Annotated in this window: 18 protein-coding genes; 10 read left to right on the top strand and 8 right to left on the bottom strand. The window is 69.1% G+C overall.

Annotated elements, in window-relative coordinates:
* Positions 1-211: 211 nt before the first annotated feature.
* A complete protein-coding gene (locus EMA17_RS36415) occupies positions 212-601 on the bottom strand; it encodes a helix-turn-helix domain-containing protein (protein WP_371863097.1) in 390 nt (129 codons plus the stop codon).
* The gene (locus EMA17_RS36410) at positions 601-1059 is read right to left on the bottom strand and encodes a replication/maintenance protein RepL (protein ID WP_126641468.1); all 459 of its coding nucleotides are present in this window, start codon (positions 1057-1059) and stop codon (positions 601-603) included. The genes EMA17_RS36415 and EMA17_RS36410 overlap by 1 nt, the downstream gene beginning before the upstream one ends.
* 1044 nt (positions 1060-2103) lie before the next feature.
* Between EMA17_RS36410 and EMA17_RS36405 the strand changes: the two genes are divergently transcribed.
* The gene (locus EMA17_RS36405) at positions 2104-2643 is read left to right on the top strand and encodes an RNA polymerase sigma factor (protein WP_126641467.1); all 540 of its coding nucleotides are present in this window, start codon (positions 2104-2106) and stop codon (positions 2641-2643) included.
* Positions 2624-3379: a hypothetical protein gene (locus tag EMA17_RS36400; RefSeq protein ID WP_126641466.1), complete on the top strand. Its 756-nt coding sequence runs from the start codon at positions 2624-2626 to the stop codon at positions 3377-3379. The genes EMA17_RS36405 and EMA17_RS36400 overlap by 20 nt, the downstream gene beginning before the upstream one ends.
* Positions 3380-3434: 55 nt before the next feature.
* On the opposite strand, the gene EMA17_RS36395 is transcribed toward EMA17_RS36400, so the two are convergent.
* Positions 3435-4652 carry a chymotrypsin family serine protease gene (locus tag EMA17_RS36395; RefSeq protein WP_126641465.1) on the bottom strand — a complete coding sequence of 406 codons (1218 nt, stop codon included), beginning with the start codon at positions 4650-4652 and terminating at the stop codon, positions 3435-3437.
* Positions 4653-5343: 691 nt separating this feature from the next.
* Between EMA17_RS36395 and EMA17_RS36390 the strand changes: the two genes are divergently transcribed.
* A complete protein-coding gene (locus tag EMA17_RS36390) occupies positions 5344-5559 on the top strand; it encodes a hypothetical protein (RefSeq protein ID WP_126641464.1) in 216 nt (71 codons plus the stop codon).
* A 393-nt stretch (positions 5560-5952) separates the two neighbouring features.
* Positions 5953-6852 (top strand): STAS domain-containing protein, encoded by a 900-nt coding sequence (locus EMA17_RS36385; protein ID WP_160161694.1) that lies wholly within the window; start codon positions 5953-5955, stop codon positions 6850-6852.
* A 142-nt stretch (positions 6853-6994) separates the two neighbouring features.
* Here the strand turns inward: EMA17_RS36385 and EMA17_RS36380 are convergent, their stop codons facing one another.
* On the bottom strand, positions 6995-7750 hold the full coding sequence (locus EMA17_RS36380; RefSeq protein ID WP_126641462.1) for a Crp/Fnr family transcriptional regulator: 756 nt from the start codon (positions 7748-7750) through the stop codon (positions 6995-6997).
* A gap of 14 nt (positions 7751-7764) precedes the next feature.
* Complete coding sequence (locus EMA17_RS36375; protein WP_126641461.1) at positions 7765-8088, bottom strand: hypothetical protein; 324 nt, start codon at positions 8086-8088, stop codon at positions 7765-7767.
* Between the two features lie 614 nt (positions 8089-8702).
* Here EMA17_RS36375 and EMA17_RS36370 point away from each other — a divergent pair.
* Together EMA17_RS36370 and tpg are read left to right on the top strand one after the other, a co-directional pair.
* Positions 8703-9599 (top strand): STAS domain-containing protein, encoded by an 897-nt coding sequence (locus EMA17_RS36370; RefSeq protein WP_160161693.1) that lies wholly within the window; start codon positions 8703-8705, stop codon positions 9597-9599.
* Between the two features lie 74 nt (positions 9600-9673).
* Complete coding sequence (gene tpg, locus EMA17_RS36365; protein ID WP_126641459.1) at positions 9674-9943, top strand: telomere-protecting terminal protein Tpg; 270 nt, start codon at positions 9674-9676, stop codon at positions 9941-9943.
* A 320-nt stretch (positions 9944-10263) separates the two neighbouring features.
* Here tpg and EMA17_RS36360 read toward each other — a convergent pair whose 3' ends face one another.
* Entirely contained in the window at positions 10264-10527 is a 264-nt protein-coding gene (locus tag EMA17_RS36360; RefSeq protein WP_126641458.1) for a hypothetical protein, read from the bottom strand.
* A 275-nt stretch (positions 10528-10802) separates the two neighbouring features.
* On the opposite strand from EMA17_RS36360, the gene EMA17_RS36355 reads away from it, so the two are divergent.
* Positions 10803-11549 carry a DUF5131 family protein gene (locus EMA17_RS36355; protein WP_126641457.1) on the top strand — a complete coding sequence of 249 codons (747 nt, stop codon included), beginning with the start codon at positions 10803-10805 and terminating at the stop codon, positions 11547-11549.
* A gap of 49 nt (positions 11550-11598) precedes the next feature.
* Here the strand turns inward: EMA17_RS36355 and tcmP are convergent, their stop codons facing one another.
* A complete protein-coding gene (gene tcmP, locus EMA17_RS36350) occupies positions 11599-12762 on the bottom strand; it encodes a three-Cys-motif partner protein TcmP (protein WP_126641456.1) in 1164 nt (387 codons plus the stop codon).
* A gap of 594 nt (positions 12763-13356) precedes the next feature.
* On the opposite strand from tcmP, the gene EMA17_RS36345 reads away from it, so the two are divergent.
* Positions 13357-14895, top strand: coding sequence for a restriction endonuclease fold toxin-2 domain-containing protein (locus tag EMA17_RS36345; RefSeq protein ID WP_126641455.1), 1539 nt, complete (start codon positions 13357-13359; stop codon positions 14893-14895).
* A gap of 30 nt (positions 14896-14925) precedes the next feature.
* Positions 14926-15360 (top strand): hypothetical protein, encoded by a 435-nt coding sequence (locus tag EMA17_RS36340; RefSeq protein ID WP_126641454.1) that lies wholly within the window; start codon positions 14926-14928, stop codon positions 15358-15360.
* A gap of 259 nt (positions 15361-15619) precedes the next feature.
* Here EMA17_RS36340 and EMA17_RS36335 read toward each other — a convergent pair whose 3' ends face one another.
* Positions 15620-16660, bottom strand: a complete 1041-nt coding sequence (locus tag EMA17_RS36335; protein WP_126641453.1) for a hypothetical protein — start codon at positions 16658-16660, stop codon at positions 15620-15622.
* A 356-nt stretch (positions 16661-17016) separates the two neighbouring features.
* Between EMA17_RS36335 and EMA17_RS36330 the strand changes: the two genes are divergently transcribed.
* Positions 17017-18012 (top strand): hypothetical protein, encoded by a 996-nt coding sequence (locus EMA17_RS36330; protein WP_126641452.1) that lies wholly within the window; start codon positions 17017-17019, stop codon positions 18010-18012.
* The last annotated feature ends 16 nt before the right edge of the window (positions 18013-18028 follow it).

The following is an 18028-nucleotide window of genomic DNA, read 5'->3' as shown; positions in this document are numbered from 1 at the left end:
ATTAACGTCACAATCTTCCGCGTGACGCCCAACCGGACGAAGCACCCAGCGCCATGCCCCGCCACCGCGTTGCGCCGCACCGACCACCTCGAAGCAACCGGGACGGGCCAAGTCCGCGTTCGCGGTCGGTGCCGTGTGCTCAGAGATCAGGCATCGACCCCTATTAACCCGAACAAGCGCGGCCACACAGCCTCTTTCTCGGCCGCCTGGTTCAGCTGACGGCGGAGAGTGGTGGGGCGTGTCCGACCCGGGGTGGGGGTTGGACGTACAGCGGCACGGTGATGTCTGGGATGTCGTCGCGCCGCACGGCCTCGATCGCGGCGCGTTCGTAGTCCTCGCTGGACGCGTAGCCGGCGATCAGCGGGTGCAGGCGTTTCGAGCCGCGGGAGCCGATGACGAGGTTGCGGTCCCTCAGGGTGCGCATGCTGCGGGAGACGGTGACCTGGGAGAGCCCGAGGGCACTTGCGATGTCGACCTGGCTCTCGACGATCAGTCCGCCGGGCTGCTGGACGGCCTGGAGCCGGGCGAGGACGCGCATGGTCGCCGGGGGGAGGTCGAGGTCGGGCAGTATCGACCACAGCGCGGTCGACGAGTAGAGCATCACGGCGTCGTGCCCTTCTTCCTCGGTGCCGGCATCTCGGGGACGCAGACCTCGTCGGGGAACCCGGACGCGAGCGCCAGGGCCCGCGCGTCGGCCAACGTCGCGCGTTGCGCGTTCCCGTTGCCCATGTAGGCCAGCAACGGATTCACCTGGTATACCCCGCGGCGGACCTTCCGCACCCAGTTCAGGCCGCTCAGGCCGGTGAGTTCGGTCGACACGGTCGACCGCGGGATGGACAACGCGTCCGCGATGGCCTGCTGGTTCATCCCGACCAGCGATTCCTGCTGGCGTCCGATCATGTACAGCATGATCGCGCACTGCCGCGGCGAGACCACCCTCGCGGCCACCGACTTCGCCAGAACGTTCGCGAGATAGTCGTTGCTGACGAGGCTGAAGCCCTCGTCCCCCAACATGTGGTGCGGCGACCGGTAGTGCAGGTCGACCGAGACTCGCTCCACAGACCGGGGAACCCGGGCCTGGGGGGCTTTCGTGACGATCGCCTCGGTGATCGCCTGACCCAGGCTCACCCGCCGCGGCGGCTGACCGGGCCCCGGCGACGCGGAAGGATCCGTCCGCGCAGGCGTCGGTGATGCGGGGATCGGGCGTGCGGGGTCGGTCACTCGGGTCCTCCCAGGAATCTCACCCGGCGACGATAGCGATCTTTACCCCCGTGGTTATGGAACTTGCCCCCGGCCGTTAAGTCGTGTCGCGTTGTGTCGACCCAGGGCCGACACAACGCCGGTCGATGTGTCGCATCCGGCCGGCGGACGCCGGCCCCCGGCCCATCGCCGGCGAACCACGCGCGGTCACCCAAGGCGGAACTCGACACAACCGACCACGAGTTAACCGTGGCGGTGAAGTCGGGGAGAGATATGTAAGCCCAGCACGACACATCCCTCAGCGGTATGTCGTGACAGCCACGACATACCGTTTCGCAAACCCGCAGGTCAGGCCCACAATCCGCCGATTCGCCTCTGAAAAACCCGACCTCCGCCCGACGTCCGACCGCTTTCCGACCCACGAATCCGTCCCTCACGCACTCAACAGCACCGGTCGACGGCATCGTTCACGGTCGCCGGCCCCTGCGACCGATGCCTGCCAACGCCTGCGGCGGCCGCCGTTTCGTATCGCCTGCCGGCGCCATGGCACGCTGCGCGCGCCATCGGTGGGCGTTCCGCCGCCCCCCGATCCCCCCTGGCGGTTCGTGCCGTTGGGGGGGACCACCGTTCGCGCCCGGGTCGTGCGCCGCCGGTTCAGGCCCGCGCTTTACGTACCCGCGTTCGATCGGGTTGGTCGGGATGTTCAGGGCTCTGCCGGTGGGAACGTGGTTCGAGGCTCCGGGAATTGTTGGCTCGCTGCGAGCGAGGGTCGTGGTCACGGTCTCGTCGAGTTGGGAAGGCCAGGAATCTTCTCGCCGACGCGGCCAACCCGCCTCGAGGGTTGTTCGTTCTTTAGGGGTGTGACGGTGACGACAGGTCGGGTGTCGGGGTGGGGGAGGGCGGATGGGTGTTGACGGGGAGGTGGTGCATTCCCTGGTGGCGGCGCGTGGGCAGGCGTTGAAGCGGTACGCCTTCCTGCTGTGTGGCGACGACGACCGGGCCGACGACCTCGTGCAGGAGGCCCTGGTGCGTACCCTCGCGCGGCGGCACCCGCGCGACTTGGCGGAGTTGGAGGCGTACGTCCGGCGGGTGATCGTCAACCTGGTGATCGACGAGTCCCGCAGGGCAGGCCGCTGGGCCCGGCTGCGGCCCATGTTCCGTACGCGACAGGCGTCGTTCGACGAGGAGGGGCCCGAGTCGCGGGTATCCGCGCGGTTGTGGACCCGGGAGTTGCTGTCGCGTTTGCCGCCGGGACAGCGGGCCTGCCTGGTCCTGTACTACCTCGAGGATCTTCCGATCGCGGAGATCGCGAACGTTCTGGGATGCGGCCCGGGGTCGGTCAAGAGCCAACTGAGCGCCGCGCGCGCGGCGCTGCGGCGGATGTCGACGAGCGCGGACACGACGAACACCGAGGAGGAAGACCATGAGTTCGAGCCGAGATGACATTCGCCACGCTCTGGACACGCTCTCCCACGAGGCGAGGCCGCTGCGCGAGATGCCCCGGGAGACCCTGACGGCGGAAGCCGATCGGCGCCGGCGACGCCGCCGGTTGCGCACGGCCGCAGTCGCCACGGCGGTGGCCGTGTGCGGTGTGGGGGTGGTCGCCGCGATCGTGCGCGGGGCGGGCTCCGCGGACCCGTCGACCTCGGCCGCCGCGCCGACTCCGCGCGACGCGCCTGCGTGGGGCGCGCAGGAACCGGGGCCGTTCACGTGTGGTCGACCGCTCGGATACCCCACGGCGGAGCGGTTCGAGGGGGTCGGTCTGTCGCCGCTGAGGATCGAACGCCCCGCAGGGGCACCGGACGGTCCGCCGAAGGTGGAGGCCGACCTGGAGTCGCCCTCGCCGAGCGGATTGAACGCCACCGAGGTGTATCCCGTCGTGGTGGTGCTGCGGGACGGGATCGTGGTGGGCGGTCCGGTCGAGGCCGGTGCCCTGCCGCCCGGGCGTATGCTCCGAAGCCCGGATTGGCCCGCATGGAGTCGGACGATCCGGCAGCCGACCCCGGTGTGGTTGTGCGGGGCGGTGACCTGGCAGCAGGTGTGGGCGGACCCGGGAAGGTACACGGTGGCGCTCGTGATGACACCGCCCACGGCCGACGGAAACCGGCCCGGCGGCCGTGCGATCGATGCGTCCTACCCGTTGCTGATTTCGACGGCGCGGCTCGACGCGCTGCCGTGAGACGGACTTTCGTCCGGTGCGACGACGGTGGCGGTCGCACCGGACGAAAATCGTGTCAGCGGTGGTGGAGACGAACGGAGAAGGCGTTCATGATGGCGACGGCGCTGGGCCATCCCACGCTTTTGCAGGCCACGTTGTCGCAGCGGAATCCTGTGCTGACGGTTCCGTTGATCTGGCGGGTGTTCGTGTCGTTGATGGTGATGATCGGTCCTCCGCTGTCACCGCCTGTCGCGGCGTAGTAGTCGTCCCACTGGCCGCCGACCGAACCTACGATGTTCGTGCCGTTCACCGGCCAGATGTTGGAGCCGGCGACCCGGATGTTGCACATGACCTTGGTGTTGTAGCCCAGGTTGCACACGTAGTCCCCGGCCACGGTGGAGCGGGCGCCGTTGAGTCCGCGCATGTAACCGTTCGTGTCGTAGCCGTCCCAGGTGTAGTCGCTGGTCTCGGTCTCGATGAAGGCCGCGTCGACGTTGGGGTCCTTCGCCCTGACCTGGCCGACGTAGTTTCCGCCGTGCGTGTACACCTGCGCGCCCACGTCGTAGCAGTGTCCGGCGGTGACCAGCCACTGCCGAGCGTCCCAGGTACTGATGGTCGGTATCCCACTCGTGCAGAAGGAACGTTCCGGGCTGGATCCGACGCCGAGGGCACCTCCGGCGTAGAACGGGGCGAAGTCGTTCTCTCGGGTCAGCGGCTTGGCCGCAGCCCCTTTCTCGACGCGGACGTCGAGCGTGGGGGCGGCCGTTCGGTTGCGCCCCTTCGCCGACACCAGGTAACTATTCGCGTTTCCGGGATCGTTTACGGAGAGAGTGATGCTCCCGCCGTCGCCCGCGAAGCTCGCCGAATACACCTCGAACGGCAGTGTCTTGTCGTCGAGGAGAAGCGACGCCTCACGGATCATCGAGGCCTCGGAGTTCTTCCCTTGTTTCACGACGATGAGCTTCGTGTCGGCGTTCGGGTATTCCTTGTGGACCTGTGCGATGAACGCGTCGGCTTGCGACGTGTCGGTGAGGTATACGTTGAGGGCCTTGTAGTCCGCGCTCATCTCCGCCGAGGTGTAGATGTCCGCGCGCAGGTCGCGTCCCACTGTGACCACCCCGTCGGCGACCACACGCAGAGGCTCGAGGACACGGCCCTGCTCCTCGGGAGACATGCCCGCCAACACGGCGGCGGACAGCTCGGTGGGTGTGTCGGCAGAAGCGGAATAAGGTACTGTCGCCAAAGCCGCGAATGCTACGACGGCCGCCGCGAGGCGTTTGATATTCCTGCTCATTTCCCCCCCAGGTCAGGCGCTCCCCATGGCGCCATGTCGGTCTGCGGAGCGTATTCAAGTGGATGTGAAGAGTCAACGGAATAAATCGTGACTCGAATATATTGAATGCGATATCGGCCGCGCCCGTTGTAAAGTGTGCCAATTGGGGATTTTATATTCTATAATCCAAATTCCGATGCGATTCGAGATTGAAATGATCATTGGATTGACGCGCGCGACGGCCTCCGACGAGTAACAACGCGACCTCCGGTGCCGAGGTCCACGTCCGGCTCTCGCCACAGCGGTAGAGCGTGCGCGGAATGGGCGGTCCCAGTCCGCGACGACCAGGACCGAGGTGCGCCAAGCGTTGGACGGCGTTGCCGTGCGGCTCCTGCAGGAGGGCGAGCGACGCGGACGCGGCCAGGCCATTGGTGTTCGCGGCGGCAGCGCGGTCAACCAGTACCCGCGCCTGGGGCGGCCGCCGTTTCGTATCGCCCGCGCCCGCCGATCCCCCGTGGCGGGTCGTGCCGTCCCGCAGGACCTCGTTCATCCCAAGTCGTGTCGCCGGTTCAGGCTTGCGTCTCGGCGTGCCCACGTTCGGTCGGGCCGATCGGCAGGATCCGGGAGGTGATGCTTGGGGGTATCGAGGGCTGGGAGAGCGGCCCGCCGCCGTCCAAGCCCGATGTCGGAGGGCGGCGGTAGCGTGCGCCGGATGAGTATCGATACGACGCCCGGTGCCGAGGTCCGTGTCCAACTCTCGCCGGAAGCGGTGGAGCGCGTAAGGGAGTTGATCGGACTCGGACTCGCCGCGTCGGTCGAGGACTACGTGGCCGACTCCGTGCGCAACCGCCTCGCCGGATTCCAGGACCTCACCACCGGCCGGCCCGGCGGGGACCCGAAGGAATGGGTGGTCGGCCGTCACGCGTGATCCGCGGCCGAACGGCAGGCCCAGGGGCCACGATCGTCCAGGGGCTACTCCGCCCGTTCCGAGCGATCACCTTCCGGATCCGGTGCCCCCGGGGCGGTATAGGCGTCGGCGGCGGGCCGAGGCTCGGTGGTGATGATTCGATGCGTTCGTAGGTCCAGGAACACGCCGCAGGACACCGGAGCGCTCCGTGGACCCTGCGATATCCGGAGCCGGCGGGGCGAAACGCGGGTACGGTCGCCACATGTTCGGCGTCGACGACGCCGCTGGCACCACCCGTCCGGACGATCGCGGACGGACGCGGACGGCGGGGACGGACGCGGACGACGCCACATCGAGCCCGCGGCCGGCCGGGGACCCGCCGATCAACGGGGGAGAGCCATGGGGGAGATCGAGATGAGCGCTCGCGAGCACGACGAACCGGTCCCGACCGTCGTGGACGAACTCCCGCCCGCCCGCGGCGACGATCCCGATCCCGTGAAGGACTTCGCGAATTGGCTCTGCCTGGTGCGCCTGCACGGCGGCGACCCCTCCTACGACGAGATCCGCCGCCGCTGCAAGCGCGCGGGCGTGGACATCCCCAAGAGCACCCTGGGCGACGGCCTCACCGGCCGCCGCCTGCTCTCCAGAGAACGCGCCATCGCCGTCGTCCGGGCTTGCGGCGGCGGTCAGGGACTGCTCGCGGAATGCCGCAACCGGTGGACGAACGCCAAGGCCGGCCAGATCACCCGCACCCCCGCCGAGGGCGGACCCGACATCGGCCTGCGCGACGCCGAACCCATCGACATCCCCCTCGGCGCCCACCACCGCCGCGCCGGCGTCAGCTGCAGCATCATTCAGCACGGCGCCTGGCAGGTCGTCCGCTTCAGCGGCGACTGGGACGGCCACGTCATGCCCGCCGTCCGACCCCACCTCGAGAGCGTCGTCGCCGACACCCACCACCCCCACGTGGTCGTCGACCTGTCCGACGTCACCTTCATGGACAGCAGCCTCCTCGGCGGCCTCGTCTACGTCCTGCAGACCATGCGCCTGCGCGGCGCCGTCCTGCGCCTGGTCTCGGGGATGGGCGAGGGCAACCTCACCCGGATGGGCAAGGTGATGATCGTGACCGGCCTGAACCAGATCCTGCCCGTCTACCCGACCCTGGAGGTCGCGCTCTCGCCCCTGTCCGCGCTCGACGCCGACACCGCGCCCGTCCAGGAGGCGTCGCACGCGCCGACGCCGACGGTCGTGCGGGGAACGGTCGTTCCGCCTTCCCGATCGCCGCTCGCCGGCCGGGAGGAAACACCGGCCTGAGCCCGATCCGAGGCCGTGGTGGAGCATCGGGGCGGCCGACGACCCGGTCGCTCGCCGCGAGCGAGCTCTTCGCGCAGCACCCGACGGCCGGTGGCCCGCCCGGAATCGGGCGGGCCACCGGCCGTCGTGGTCGAGGTTCGGGTCAGGGCTGCCACGGAGGCATGTTGCCCACCCCCGCCCGGAGCGAGGCGGGGTCGACGATGTCGATGACGCGGTAGGCGGTGGTCACCCGCCCGGCGGTGCGCTGCTCGCGGAAGAAGTTCTCCACCGACGCCCGGGAGGCGCCGATGCCCTCGGCGATGTCGCTCTGCGAGAAGCCGGAGATGCGGATGCCGGGATGGACCGCCGTGCCGGTCTCCTCGCCGAGGAAGTCGGCGAGGAAACACAGATAGCGGGCGATCCGGACGGGCGTGGTGCCGTGGCGGACGTGGACGTCGAGGTAGAGGTCGAGTTTCTCGCGTTGGGCCATGGATTTCGCCAACGCGGTCATGGCGGCGGGACGGGTGGCGAGGAATGTCGTGAACACGGGACGCGGGATCGCGATAACGGCGGTGGATTGTACGCCGTGGACCATCGCGTTCCCGCCGAGCGGATCGAATACGGTCGACGATTCGACGATGTCGCCTGTCATGCGCAACCGCGTGTTCGTGGAGTCGCCGGAATAGGGGATCTCCCGGAGGATCCCGGACAGGACCACGAACACGGATTTCTCGTAGTAGAGATTCCTCGCGCCGCTCTTGTTCACCCGTGACACCGACGCCCTGCGCAACAGAGCCTCGCGATGCGCGATGTCGAGCAGCCCGAGAAAGCTGTGCGCCGGGTAGGAACGGCGGGCGTACCTCGGGGAGGGGACCGCGGGTGGTTCGTCGGGCTCGGGTGTCCGTCGAGGCCTGGGCACCAACGTCCCGCTCCTCACGGAAGGCGGTCGACGGCGGCTGGGCCGGGTTCCGTTATCCCCCTCGTGGTGGGGCTCGGGCTTGTGGGGGGAGTGGCGGTCGCGGTGGCGGGGACGCTGGCGGCCGCGGGCGCCACCGGCCTGGTCGACGTCGGTGCCGCGGCCAGTGCCGCGTAGATCACCGCCGGCACCACCCCGGCGAACGCGGTGATGGCCGCGATCACCCCCGCCAGCCGGGCCGGCGCCGAGGTGCTCATGCGCCGTACCGCGTAGGCGATCACCGCCGCCAACACGAAAACGATCAGTACGACGCAAAAAAGCGTCGAGAAACTTTCGGACATTTCCTGGCGTTCCTGCTTTCTCGTTCGCCCGGGCTCGTTCATGTACCCGGGAACGCCGGACGCCCTGGTAGGAGGCGGGCATTCCGCGGGTGATGTGCGCACGTTAGCCTACGCCGCCGTCCGAGTGACTACCAAGACCGCCGAAATGCTCCGTGACCTGGGTATTCTCGACGACTCCGGAAGCGATTCCCTAATCCTGGGGAGTTTTCGGTCGCGTTTCGCGTTATCGTGTTCACGCTGACGTTGACCTCGTTCGCCCGGGCTCGGCTCAGCACTCCGATCGGCGCGTCGGGGGTGGTAGCCCGCGCATCCGACCGGAACACGTCTGAGCCCTCGCCGGCATGCCGGCGAGGGCTCGCGCGTTCACGGGATCACCGGCGACGCGGCCACGACGCCGTCCGGATCGTGCTGCAACGCCACCATCGAAGACGACCGCCACACCCTCCCGCCACCCTCGCGGACGATCCCGGCCGAACGCGGACGCCCGCGGACGACCACAGACGACTGCGGACGACGTCTGCGGCGCGCAACGCTGTCGGTGGGCGCCACTACCTTGGAAGGCCACCACCGGTGACGGCCCAACACCGCACACCACCAGGCGAAACGGGGAACCCGTGACCGTCCGCAACCGACGAACCGGCCGGGCCGACGCACCGCTGGCCATCGTCGAAGTCCCCCTGCCCCGTCGCGCGTTCGCCAACTGGCTCGCCCAGATACGACTCCGCGCCGGACAACCCTCCCTCCAGGAACTCTGCGTCCGCATGCGAAAGTTCGGCGTCCACGTACCCAAGAGCACCCTCGGCGACGGCCTCACCGGCAAACGCCTGCTCGCCCTCGACCGCGCCCGCGCCCTCGTACGCGCCTGCGGCGGCGACAACGCCCTCCAGGCCGAGTGCCAGAACCGCTGGACACTCGCCCGCGAGGGCCGTCTGCCCACCACGCCCACCGAAACATCCATCACCGCCGCGGACGTCCGACGCACACCGGCGATCGACATGCCCCTGGGAATCGTCCACCAACGCGAAGGCGTGCGCTGCGAACTCACCCCCCACGACCCATGGCAGATCGTCCGCCTCCACGGCGAATGGGACGTCCACGCCACCCGCAGACTGCGCCCGGGCTTCGACCGCGTCCTCGCCGACGAACGACGCCCCCAGATCATCGTCGACCTGTCCGCCGTGACCTTCATGGACACCGCCGTCCTGAGCACCCTGCTGCACGCGCTCAAGATCCTCCGCCAACGCGGCGCGATCCTGCGCGTCGTCTCCGGGACGTCCGACCTCAGCCTGGCCCGGGTGGGACGCGTCATGATCCTCACCTGCGTCACGCCGTACCTGCCCGTCTACCCAACCCTCGAGGCAGCCCTGTCACCGCTGTCCAACCTCGAGACACTGCACCCCGTACCCAACATCCCCGACCCGATCGACTCCACCATGCCCGCGGCCACGATCACCGGCCCACGCAAGCCCGACCTCCACTCGGGAACCTGGCGGCAGGACCCACCGGCGTGAGCTCCCGCAGATGAACAAGTGCTCGACCCCTCGAACGACATCGAGCTCCGACACCGCAACGAACGGAGCAACCGGTGGGCAAGATCGGTGACGGCCTGGACCAAGCCGCGCAACACGTCCTCACCCGCAAGCCGCCGCAATCCACCCGGGCGCGGGTGCGGTTCCTGATGAGCAAGCACGGCAACCGCACCCGTGCCGTTGCCCAGCTGCTCGGGGGCAGCCAGCGCACCGTCGAGCGCTATCTCAAGGGCGATCGCAAGAACCCGCCCCGCCCGGTGAACGCCAGGATCGACGCCGAGGTCCGGCGCCTGTGGCAGCCCCAGATCCGCCGCCGCGCCGAGTAGCGCGCCGCCGCCGCAGGTGCGGCGATCGTCGAGACCAGGGCCCGGTTCGGCTTCTCCTCGGCGGCCGGGTCGACCGACGACCCGCACACGCGCCGCATCACCCGGCCCCTGCCCCCGGACCGCGCCCAAGAGTTGTTCGACGCCCACCACGCCAGCGCCTCCGAACGCGACCTCGAACGCATCGTCGGCGTGGGCACGCGGACGAATCGTGGGCGTCGATGCCGCGCCGGATCATCACGTTCGTTTTTACGGCGGGTCGTCGGGGTTCATGCCGAGTCGATTCCGCGCCTGCGACGTCCCGCGGTTGCCGTCCTACAGGGTCAGGACAGGTTGTCGGGGTTGATGCCCTGGGCGCGGGCGAGGGCGAATAGGACGCGTTCGATGGTATCGAGACGCTGGGTGATGCTGCGGTCGCCGGGGGCGCCGATGGCGTCGGCGAGGGAGTCCACGTTGCGGAATGCGGTCTGCTGCTGCTCGCTGATGGTCTTGAGCTGTTCCGAGTGCTCGGCCAGCGTCCGGCCAGTGCGGAACGCTTCGGCCTCGAGGTCTCGCAACCGTTCGTCGTGCGTCGTCTCTCGCGCCATGGCCCCATCTTCTCAGACCGAACGCAACCCCAATCCCCACGGAGCGCCTCCCCGGCCCGGACGCACGCGATCGCGCTCCGGCCTGGAATGGGCGATCCCGCCCATACACGGCAGACGGCGAAGTGTGGCCTCGGGACCGACCGCCCCGATTTCGCATCAATGTTCGAACAAGGTGTGAAGCCTGGGTATCGATCGGCTCGTTTCGCCAGCCGCATGAGGCGTCTGGGCGGTTGCGTCGGTAGCGTGCCCGACGTCGACGAGGAAGGGAGTCCGGTGTGAGTGATCGCAGCAGCATCGAGTGGACCGAGGCGACCTGGAACCCCACCACGGGATGCGACCGCATCTCCAAGGGCTGCGACAACTGCTACGCCCTGACGCTCGCGAAACGGCTGAAGGCCATGGGCGCCGCCAAGTACCAGGCCGACGGCGACCCGCGCACCTCCGGGCCGGGGTTCGCGCTCACCACCCACGCCTCCGCGCTCACGGTGCCCTACGGGTGGAGGAGCCCACGGACGGTGTTCGTCAACAGCATGTCCGACCTCTTCCACGCCCGCGTGCCGCTGCCGTTCGTCCGGCGCGTGTTCGAGGTCATGGCCGACACCCCGCAACACACCTACCAGGTCCTGACCAAACGCTCCCGCCGCCTGCGGCAGGTGGCCGGGAAGCTGACGTGGCCACCGAACGTGTGGATCGGCGTCTCCGTCGAGGACCAAGCGTCCATGTACCGCGTCGACGACCTCCGCGAAGTCCCGGCCGCGGTCCGATTCCTCAGCTGCGAACCCCTCCTGGGCCCGCTCACCGGCCTTGACCTCGAGAGCATCGGCTGGGTGATCGCGGGCGGCGAGTCCGGGCCCGGCCACCGGCGCATGGATCCCGAATGGGCCGCCGAGATCCGCGATCTGTGCGTCGCCGCGCGGGTGCCGTTCTTCTTCAAGCAGTGGGGCGGACACACCCCCAAGTCCAACGGCCGCGACCTCGAGGGCCGCACCTGGGACCAGATGCCCCTCGCAGTCCCGGCGTAGCGACCGTCCGGTCGACGACACGGCATCGCGTCGTCGGCCGGACGGTACGTCAGGCGGGTGGGTCGACGACCAGGTTGTGGATCGGGCTGCCCTTCCCGTTGCTGGGAGTCCGGCGCTGCGTGTGCAGCAGTTTGATCGCCTTGCGGACCACCGGCTCGGTGACCTGCCCATACAGGTCGCCGAACACCTCGAGGGTGTGATCGACCAGCTTCACCGGCCGCCCCTCGCGCAGCAGACGTTCGATGTTGTCCGCGATCACCGGCAGTGCCGCGCGTTCGATCGTCTCCGGGTCCGGGCGCAGCACCTCGGCCTCGGTCAGCAGGAAGGGCGTGTCCGACGCCTCGTTCCTTGCCGCCTCGTCCTGAGCCAGCGATTCCCACCAGGCGTCGCGGGCCTTGGCCGCCGAGTCCCCGAAGGCCCACAACCCGTACTGACTCCGCGTGGCGAACACCAAGTGGTAGACGGCCTTGTGGCGCGGACGGCGGCGCACGGGCACCGACCGCACAAACATGCCGGTCGCCTCCTGCAGACGTCGTGCGTACTCGGTGGCCACGGGCTCGTCCGCGTTCACGCCTTCGCGGTCCACGATGTCACGCCACCAGGACCCGCCGCACACGATGTCCAAGCGCTCCATGGTGCGTGCGTTGCCCTGCTCGGACCGCTGGTGCCCGCCGATCCGACGCACGGCCTCCAGGCTGAAGTTCAACAGGAACTCCGTCGGCGGCCACTGCGGCGGCACCGCCCGAGGCCCGTTGACAATGCCGGTGAGCCGCTCGAACGGCACCCCCAGGCCACACGGATCCAGGAAAAGGAACAAAGGCAGACCGACCGCCGCGGCCACGGCCTGGTCCAGCAGGTCGTCGACCTCCCCGTGGTGAATCCTCGAATCCACGCCACGCTTGACGTACTCCCCTGCCACCTCGCGGAGTTTCACGGCGGACGCGGCCTTGCGTTCGGCGAAGAAGCACGTCCACACGATCGGCCTGCCCATCGCGGCGTGATCGGCGGCGATGCCCATCGCGAGTTCGGCCGAACCCTTCCTCCCGTCCTCGTACCGGCCTTCGCCCGCGTAGCCGTCAAGGTAGACGATCTGCTTGCTGTGCGAGCCAGTCATCCCCGCGAAACGCGGGATATACGACCGCAGCAGGCGATGCTTGAGCACGCTCGGCAGCGCCTGCGCCTTCCAGTAGTCCTTGTCGGTACCGGTCGACATTCATCCCCCTAATGTCTGCCAGAACGCCCCGACACCAGCCTGACGCACACTCATCCCCGTGCGAAGGTCTCCGAGAAAACCGGCCAGCGCCGACCACGGGGTAAATCGGCTCCGTGAGTTGACCAGCGATCCGGGTTGATGACGCCCATGCCGTCGAGGGGACGGTCGGGGGTTGGGCAAGCGACCGCGCCTGCGGTCGCCGTCGGTCGGCTTCAGCGGCCGGATCCGGTCGCCGCGCCGCGTCCGCATCCCTCGGTGTGGTGTACAACGGTCCGGTGATGCGGGCGACAGCTGGTCGATGCATTCGCGTCTGCGCTCGCCGCGCTCACCCTCGAGGTGGCAGTCGCCCTGTTGCCGGGGTAGCCGTCGGTGCCGGCTGCCCCGGCAACTATCGGCGAGACGTGTGCCGCCACCTCCCGGAGTGTTGAGGACTTGAGGACCCGACTCGTTTTTCGTTGATGCCGACCAGGTGGAGATCCCGGAGACGACCGAGAGATCCGTCGTCTTGGGCCCGCTCGTCGTGGTGGCGGTACGTTGGTCACCGGTCACGTTCGGTTCGCGTCCTGGGGGGCTCGTATGACGGCGGATTTCGACGTGGGTTTCGATCGCCTGGTGGTCACCGCGCAGGGGTTCAACACCCTGCGGGAACAGGTGAACACGATCGCGAACGCCCTGGCGCACGACCTGGGTGGCTCTGCGGGGATGGCGGGCGACGACGGGGCGGGCAACGCGTTCGCGAAGGTCTACCAGCCGGCCGCCGCGGAGACGGTCGACCAGATCGCGTTCGCCGCCTCCGTGATGGGGGCCACCTCCGCCACCGTCATGCGCACCGCCGCCGACTACCTGGCCACGGAGGACGCGATCGCCGCCGCGATGATGCGCGCACAACCCATCGGTCCGGCCATCGAAGCCCTCCGCGGACCGGCCGCCGACCCCTGCGACGCGACCGGGCGCGGACGCGAACTCCCGCACATCGTCGACGAACAGGGCACCTTCGAACGCGTCCTGAACCCCTCCAAGGGCAACCGCGGGAAACTTTCCTCCGCCCGCGGCAGCTGGAACTCCGCCGCGTCCCTCCTCGACACCGTCCTCGCCCAGGCGCAGCAGGGCGCCCGCACCATGCTCGCCGAGTGCCGCGGCGTCGCCATGAACGGGTTCGACGCCCATTTCAAGCTGTTCGTCGGCTACCAGGGCGCGCCGGGCGAACCCACCGAGTGCGCGCCCCTGATCGCGAACCTGGCCGCGGCGTGTCGTCAGATCGCCCACGCGTGCGAGCGGTACGCCGCCCACGTCAAAGCGGACCAGGGCAAAATTCACTTCCCGCCGAAGCTGTTCGGCGGCGGCGACGACCTGAAACACGCCGTGCTGTCCGACCCGGCGATACGCGCCCTCGGCGAGTTACCGCCGATCCTCAACACCTCCCGATCCCGCGTCACCCTCCCCGCACCCGGCGGCGGCAACGCCCCGCTCGTCCCCGGCATCCCCCCGATACCCCCACTCGTCCCCGCCGTGCCGGCGCAGCCCGTGCCCGTCGCCCTGACCTCGCTGACCACCACGAACACCGCCGGCTTCGCCGGGTTGTTCACCGGCACGTTCGGCGTCCCCGACCCCGTCGACCCCGCCTTGATCACACCCGCCCTGCCGCCGCCTCCCGGCGCACCGCTGTTCACCCCGGCACAACGCGCCGACTTCGTCGCATGGCAGAGCACCCTCAACGCCCACCACTTCGCGAACCACCGCGACGAGAAGGACCCCGACAACGCCTACCAACGACGCACCGCCGGCTACCCCGAATACGACCTCCCCCTCTCCGACGGCGAAAAGATCCAGGCCGACGGGCTACGCCCCGACGACGGCGCCATCGTCGAGGCCAAACACGTCCGCAACCCCGACAGCACCTGCCGCACCGAAACCAGTCTCACCGACGCCGAACAACGCGAACTCCGCCCCTGGGAGGCAAAGATCTTCAAGGACGACAAGGAGGAGATCACCCGCTACGCCGACGCCGTCACCGAATCCAAGGGACGACTCACCACCGTCGAACTCCACACCAACAACCCCGCGAGCGTCGCCTACTGGCAGATCCTCATGGCCCGCCATCACACCCCCGGCCGAGTCCTCCTCACACCCTGACACCCGCACGCACCCCACGAGGAACCCCCTATGTCCGATCCCACCCGCTACGCCACGCGCTGGTTCGTCGAACCCGCCCGCGACCGCCCCTGGATCATGACCGCCGACGCCGTGATCGCCGCGATCGCGGACCGTCCGGGCGCACACCACAAGGAACGCGTCCCGGGCCTTCTCGGGTTCGGGTTCCGCATCCAGGACTGGGACTTCCAGGGCATCTACGACCTCGAGACCGGCGCCCTGCACATCGGCACGTGTGACGCCCGCGCCGCCGCCGAGGTCCTCACCACCTGGTTCCTCGGCCTCCTGCCCACCGACGTCCGGATCGTGTTCAACACCGAGGACGGCGTCGAGAACGGCTACGGCGACACCGACTTCACCATCCCCCGCAACGCGGGCCTCGGTCCCGTCCATCGTGCCCTCACCGACCACCTCGCCCACGTGTGGGCACCACACCAACCTGCGTAGGTGTCCGGCACGATCGCGCATCCGGTGTTCGCCGTTGGCGGCTCGGATGGCCGTCCGGTGTCGCCGACTTCCTGTGGTCGATCCACGAGTGGTCCGATGCTCGCTCGCCCCGTCGGACTGCGGCCGACCGACTTCGCGAGTTGGAGCAGGCTCCCGGCACCGGGAGTTGAGCCCGGGACGCTCACCGACGAGGAACCCGGGCCTCCGTGCCCGCCGGCCTAAGGTGCCGCAGGCGGTGCCCGACGGCTCGGACGTCGTGTTATGGCTTGGGCCATCCGGGCTTGAGTCTGGTCGGGTCTACGTCGGGGTGGGTGTCGAGGCCGAACCAGGCGCGGTGGAAGCGGAGGTGGTCCCGGTCGATGGGGTGTGCCCTGGATACGTGGAGGTCGCGTTCGCGTTTGCCGGTCGTTCCCGAGCGCACGACCAGGTCGTCGTCGATGTAGATGCCGCCCGCGTCGTATTCGGTGTGGCAGTACGCGCAGAGGCAGCCGATGTTGGTCTCGTGGTCGGGGCCGTCGTGTTCGAGGGCTCGGAAGTGTGCGCCCTCGCTGGTGTGTCCGGTCGCGGTGCGCATGGAGCGCCCGCAGATCTGGCAGGTGTGTTTGTAGTGGTCGCGCACGCGTTCGGATCGGGCGGTGTTGCGGACGGTGCGTTGGCCGGTCTGTGGGGTGCGGCGTGTGGGACCGGTGGGGACCGGTTCGGAGCCCAGTTGGGCGGGGATGTCGGGTCCCGGCCGGGTTCGACCGGCGGGGATCACACTCAGGTGTGGGGGAAGGAGGTGGGCGATCGAGCGGTACTCCCGGTGGGTTCGGCGGACGAGGCTGCGCAGGAAGTCCTGCCTGACGAGCGATCGGAGGATCCCTGCCGCGGGGACGTCGTCGAGGAGTTCGATCTCGTCCAGGGCCATGATGTGCTGCCACGTCTGCCCGTTGGTGTCGCCCCAGACGGACCGGGCGAGGGGAGCGTTGTCGAGGCAGTGGACGATCAGCGCGCGAGCGATGATCTTCTTCTCGGCGTAGACGAGGAGGTGGTCGCCCGCCCTGCGTTGGGCGATGGCCCGTGTCTTCTCGTGGCCGGGGACGCTGCAGGGCGTGGCTCCCCACAGATGGGCGACGCCGTCCGGATAGAGCCCGCGCAACACGCCTGCGTCGGGGCCGAGATGCGCGGCATGGTTCGCGAGGAGGACACCGCGTACGATCGATTTCTCGAAGTTCGCGGGGCCGCGGACATCTGCGTTGCCTCGGGGCGTCATGACCAGGTCGGGGCCGGTGGTGGGTGACGCGAGTACGGGCGTGGTCACGTCGGACCTTTCGTGGGCGCAGGGAATCCCGGCCGATGCCGGCGGGCCGGATCGTGAACTTCGATGCCATTGCGCATCGTTGCATCCATAGCAGCCGAGGCCGACAAATGATCACGTCGGGAAGCTTCCTTATCCGCGTACACGTGCGGCAACGAGTATGGGTCGGCTTCGCACGCGGGGACAGTTCCGGTGTTCCGCGGAAGCGTGCGCAGCCGATCCGTCGGCCCCGCAACAGGGGCACCCGAGTGGGACACACGCGTCGTCGACGTCGGGGGCAGGAGCAACTTGCCGGCAGGGAAGCGACGTTGCTTCGTGCGGCCGCGCTAGAGTGGCGATCTTCACGCCCGGGGGGTCCGTTGCACGTCTTCTTCCAACCGGCGGCGTTGTCGCAGAAGTCGGTGAGGCGGCACTACGACGCCACCATCGCCCGGCGTGTTTCCTTCCTCGACCACGAGAGGGTCATACCGGGGAAGGCGTTCCGGGAGCTCTCGGTGTCGTTTCCCGACGGGGAGGCCTGTGTGTGGGGGGTGACGCCGGGTCAGAGGGGTGTGAACGTCTCCAAGGCGAGGCGTATCGCGAAGGGCGATCTGGCGTTCTTCACCGGTGACAAGGTGGCGTACCTCAGCGGGATCGTGTCTGCCGTGTGGCACAGCACCCCGTTCGCCGAGCGTCTGTGGGGGCGGGACCAGCTGGGACAGACGTGGGAGTGGATGTATGCCCTCGACGACGTCCGCGAGCACGACATCCTCATGGACGAGGTGCGTGCGGCCCTCGGTTGGAAGGACACACGGAACGTCCAGAACCTGACGCTCCTCGTCGAGGATCAGGGAGCGACGATGCGTGCCCTGCGGGAGGCGAGACCGGGGTCATCCCTGTCGGCGGCCCTCCCGGCGGCGTCGGGACCGGATGTCGCTCCGTCGCCGGCCCGGGTCGTGTCCGCAGCCGTGCCGGGTGCCGGGGCGGACGTCCCCGCGCCGTCGGCGGGTCGGATCACGACCGGGACCTGTGCGTTGTGCCGCGGTGAGGTCCCCGACGGGTTCCTGGTCGTTGCGGCGATCAAGACGCGTGGGTGTTCGCCGCAGGAGCGCGGCGACCCGGCGAACGTGATCGCGCTGTGCACTCTGGGGTGCGAGAGCCTGTTCAGGCTCGGCTACGTCGCGGTCGACGGCGGCGGGATCGTGGTGACGAGTCCGCAGGCGCTGGAGGTGCCCGCGCTCCGGGTCCACGTCGAGCGCCTCGCCCTGACGGGTTGCGAGATCGCGTACCGGTCGCTGGCGACCGCCGGGTACCTCGCGTGGCATCACGCGAGGGTGTTCCGGGACACGGCCCCGTTGAGGTTGTTCGAGACCTAGGCATGGGACGTCGACC

Source organism: Embleya hyalina, from assembly GCF_003967355.1.
Classification (GTDB): Bacteria; Actinomycetota; Actinomycetes; order Streptomycetales; family Streptomycetaceae; genus Embleya; species Embleya hyalina.
Note: the sequence above shows the minus strand (reverse complement) of the source record. Positions and strands in the feature narration are given on the sequence as shown.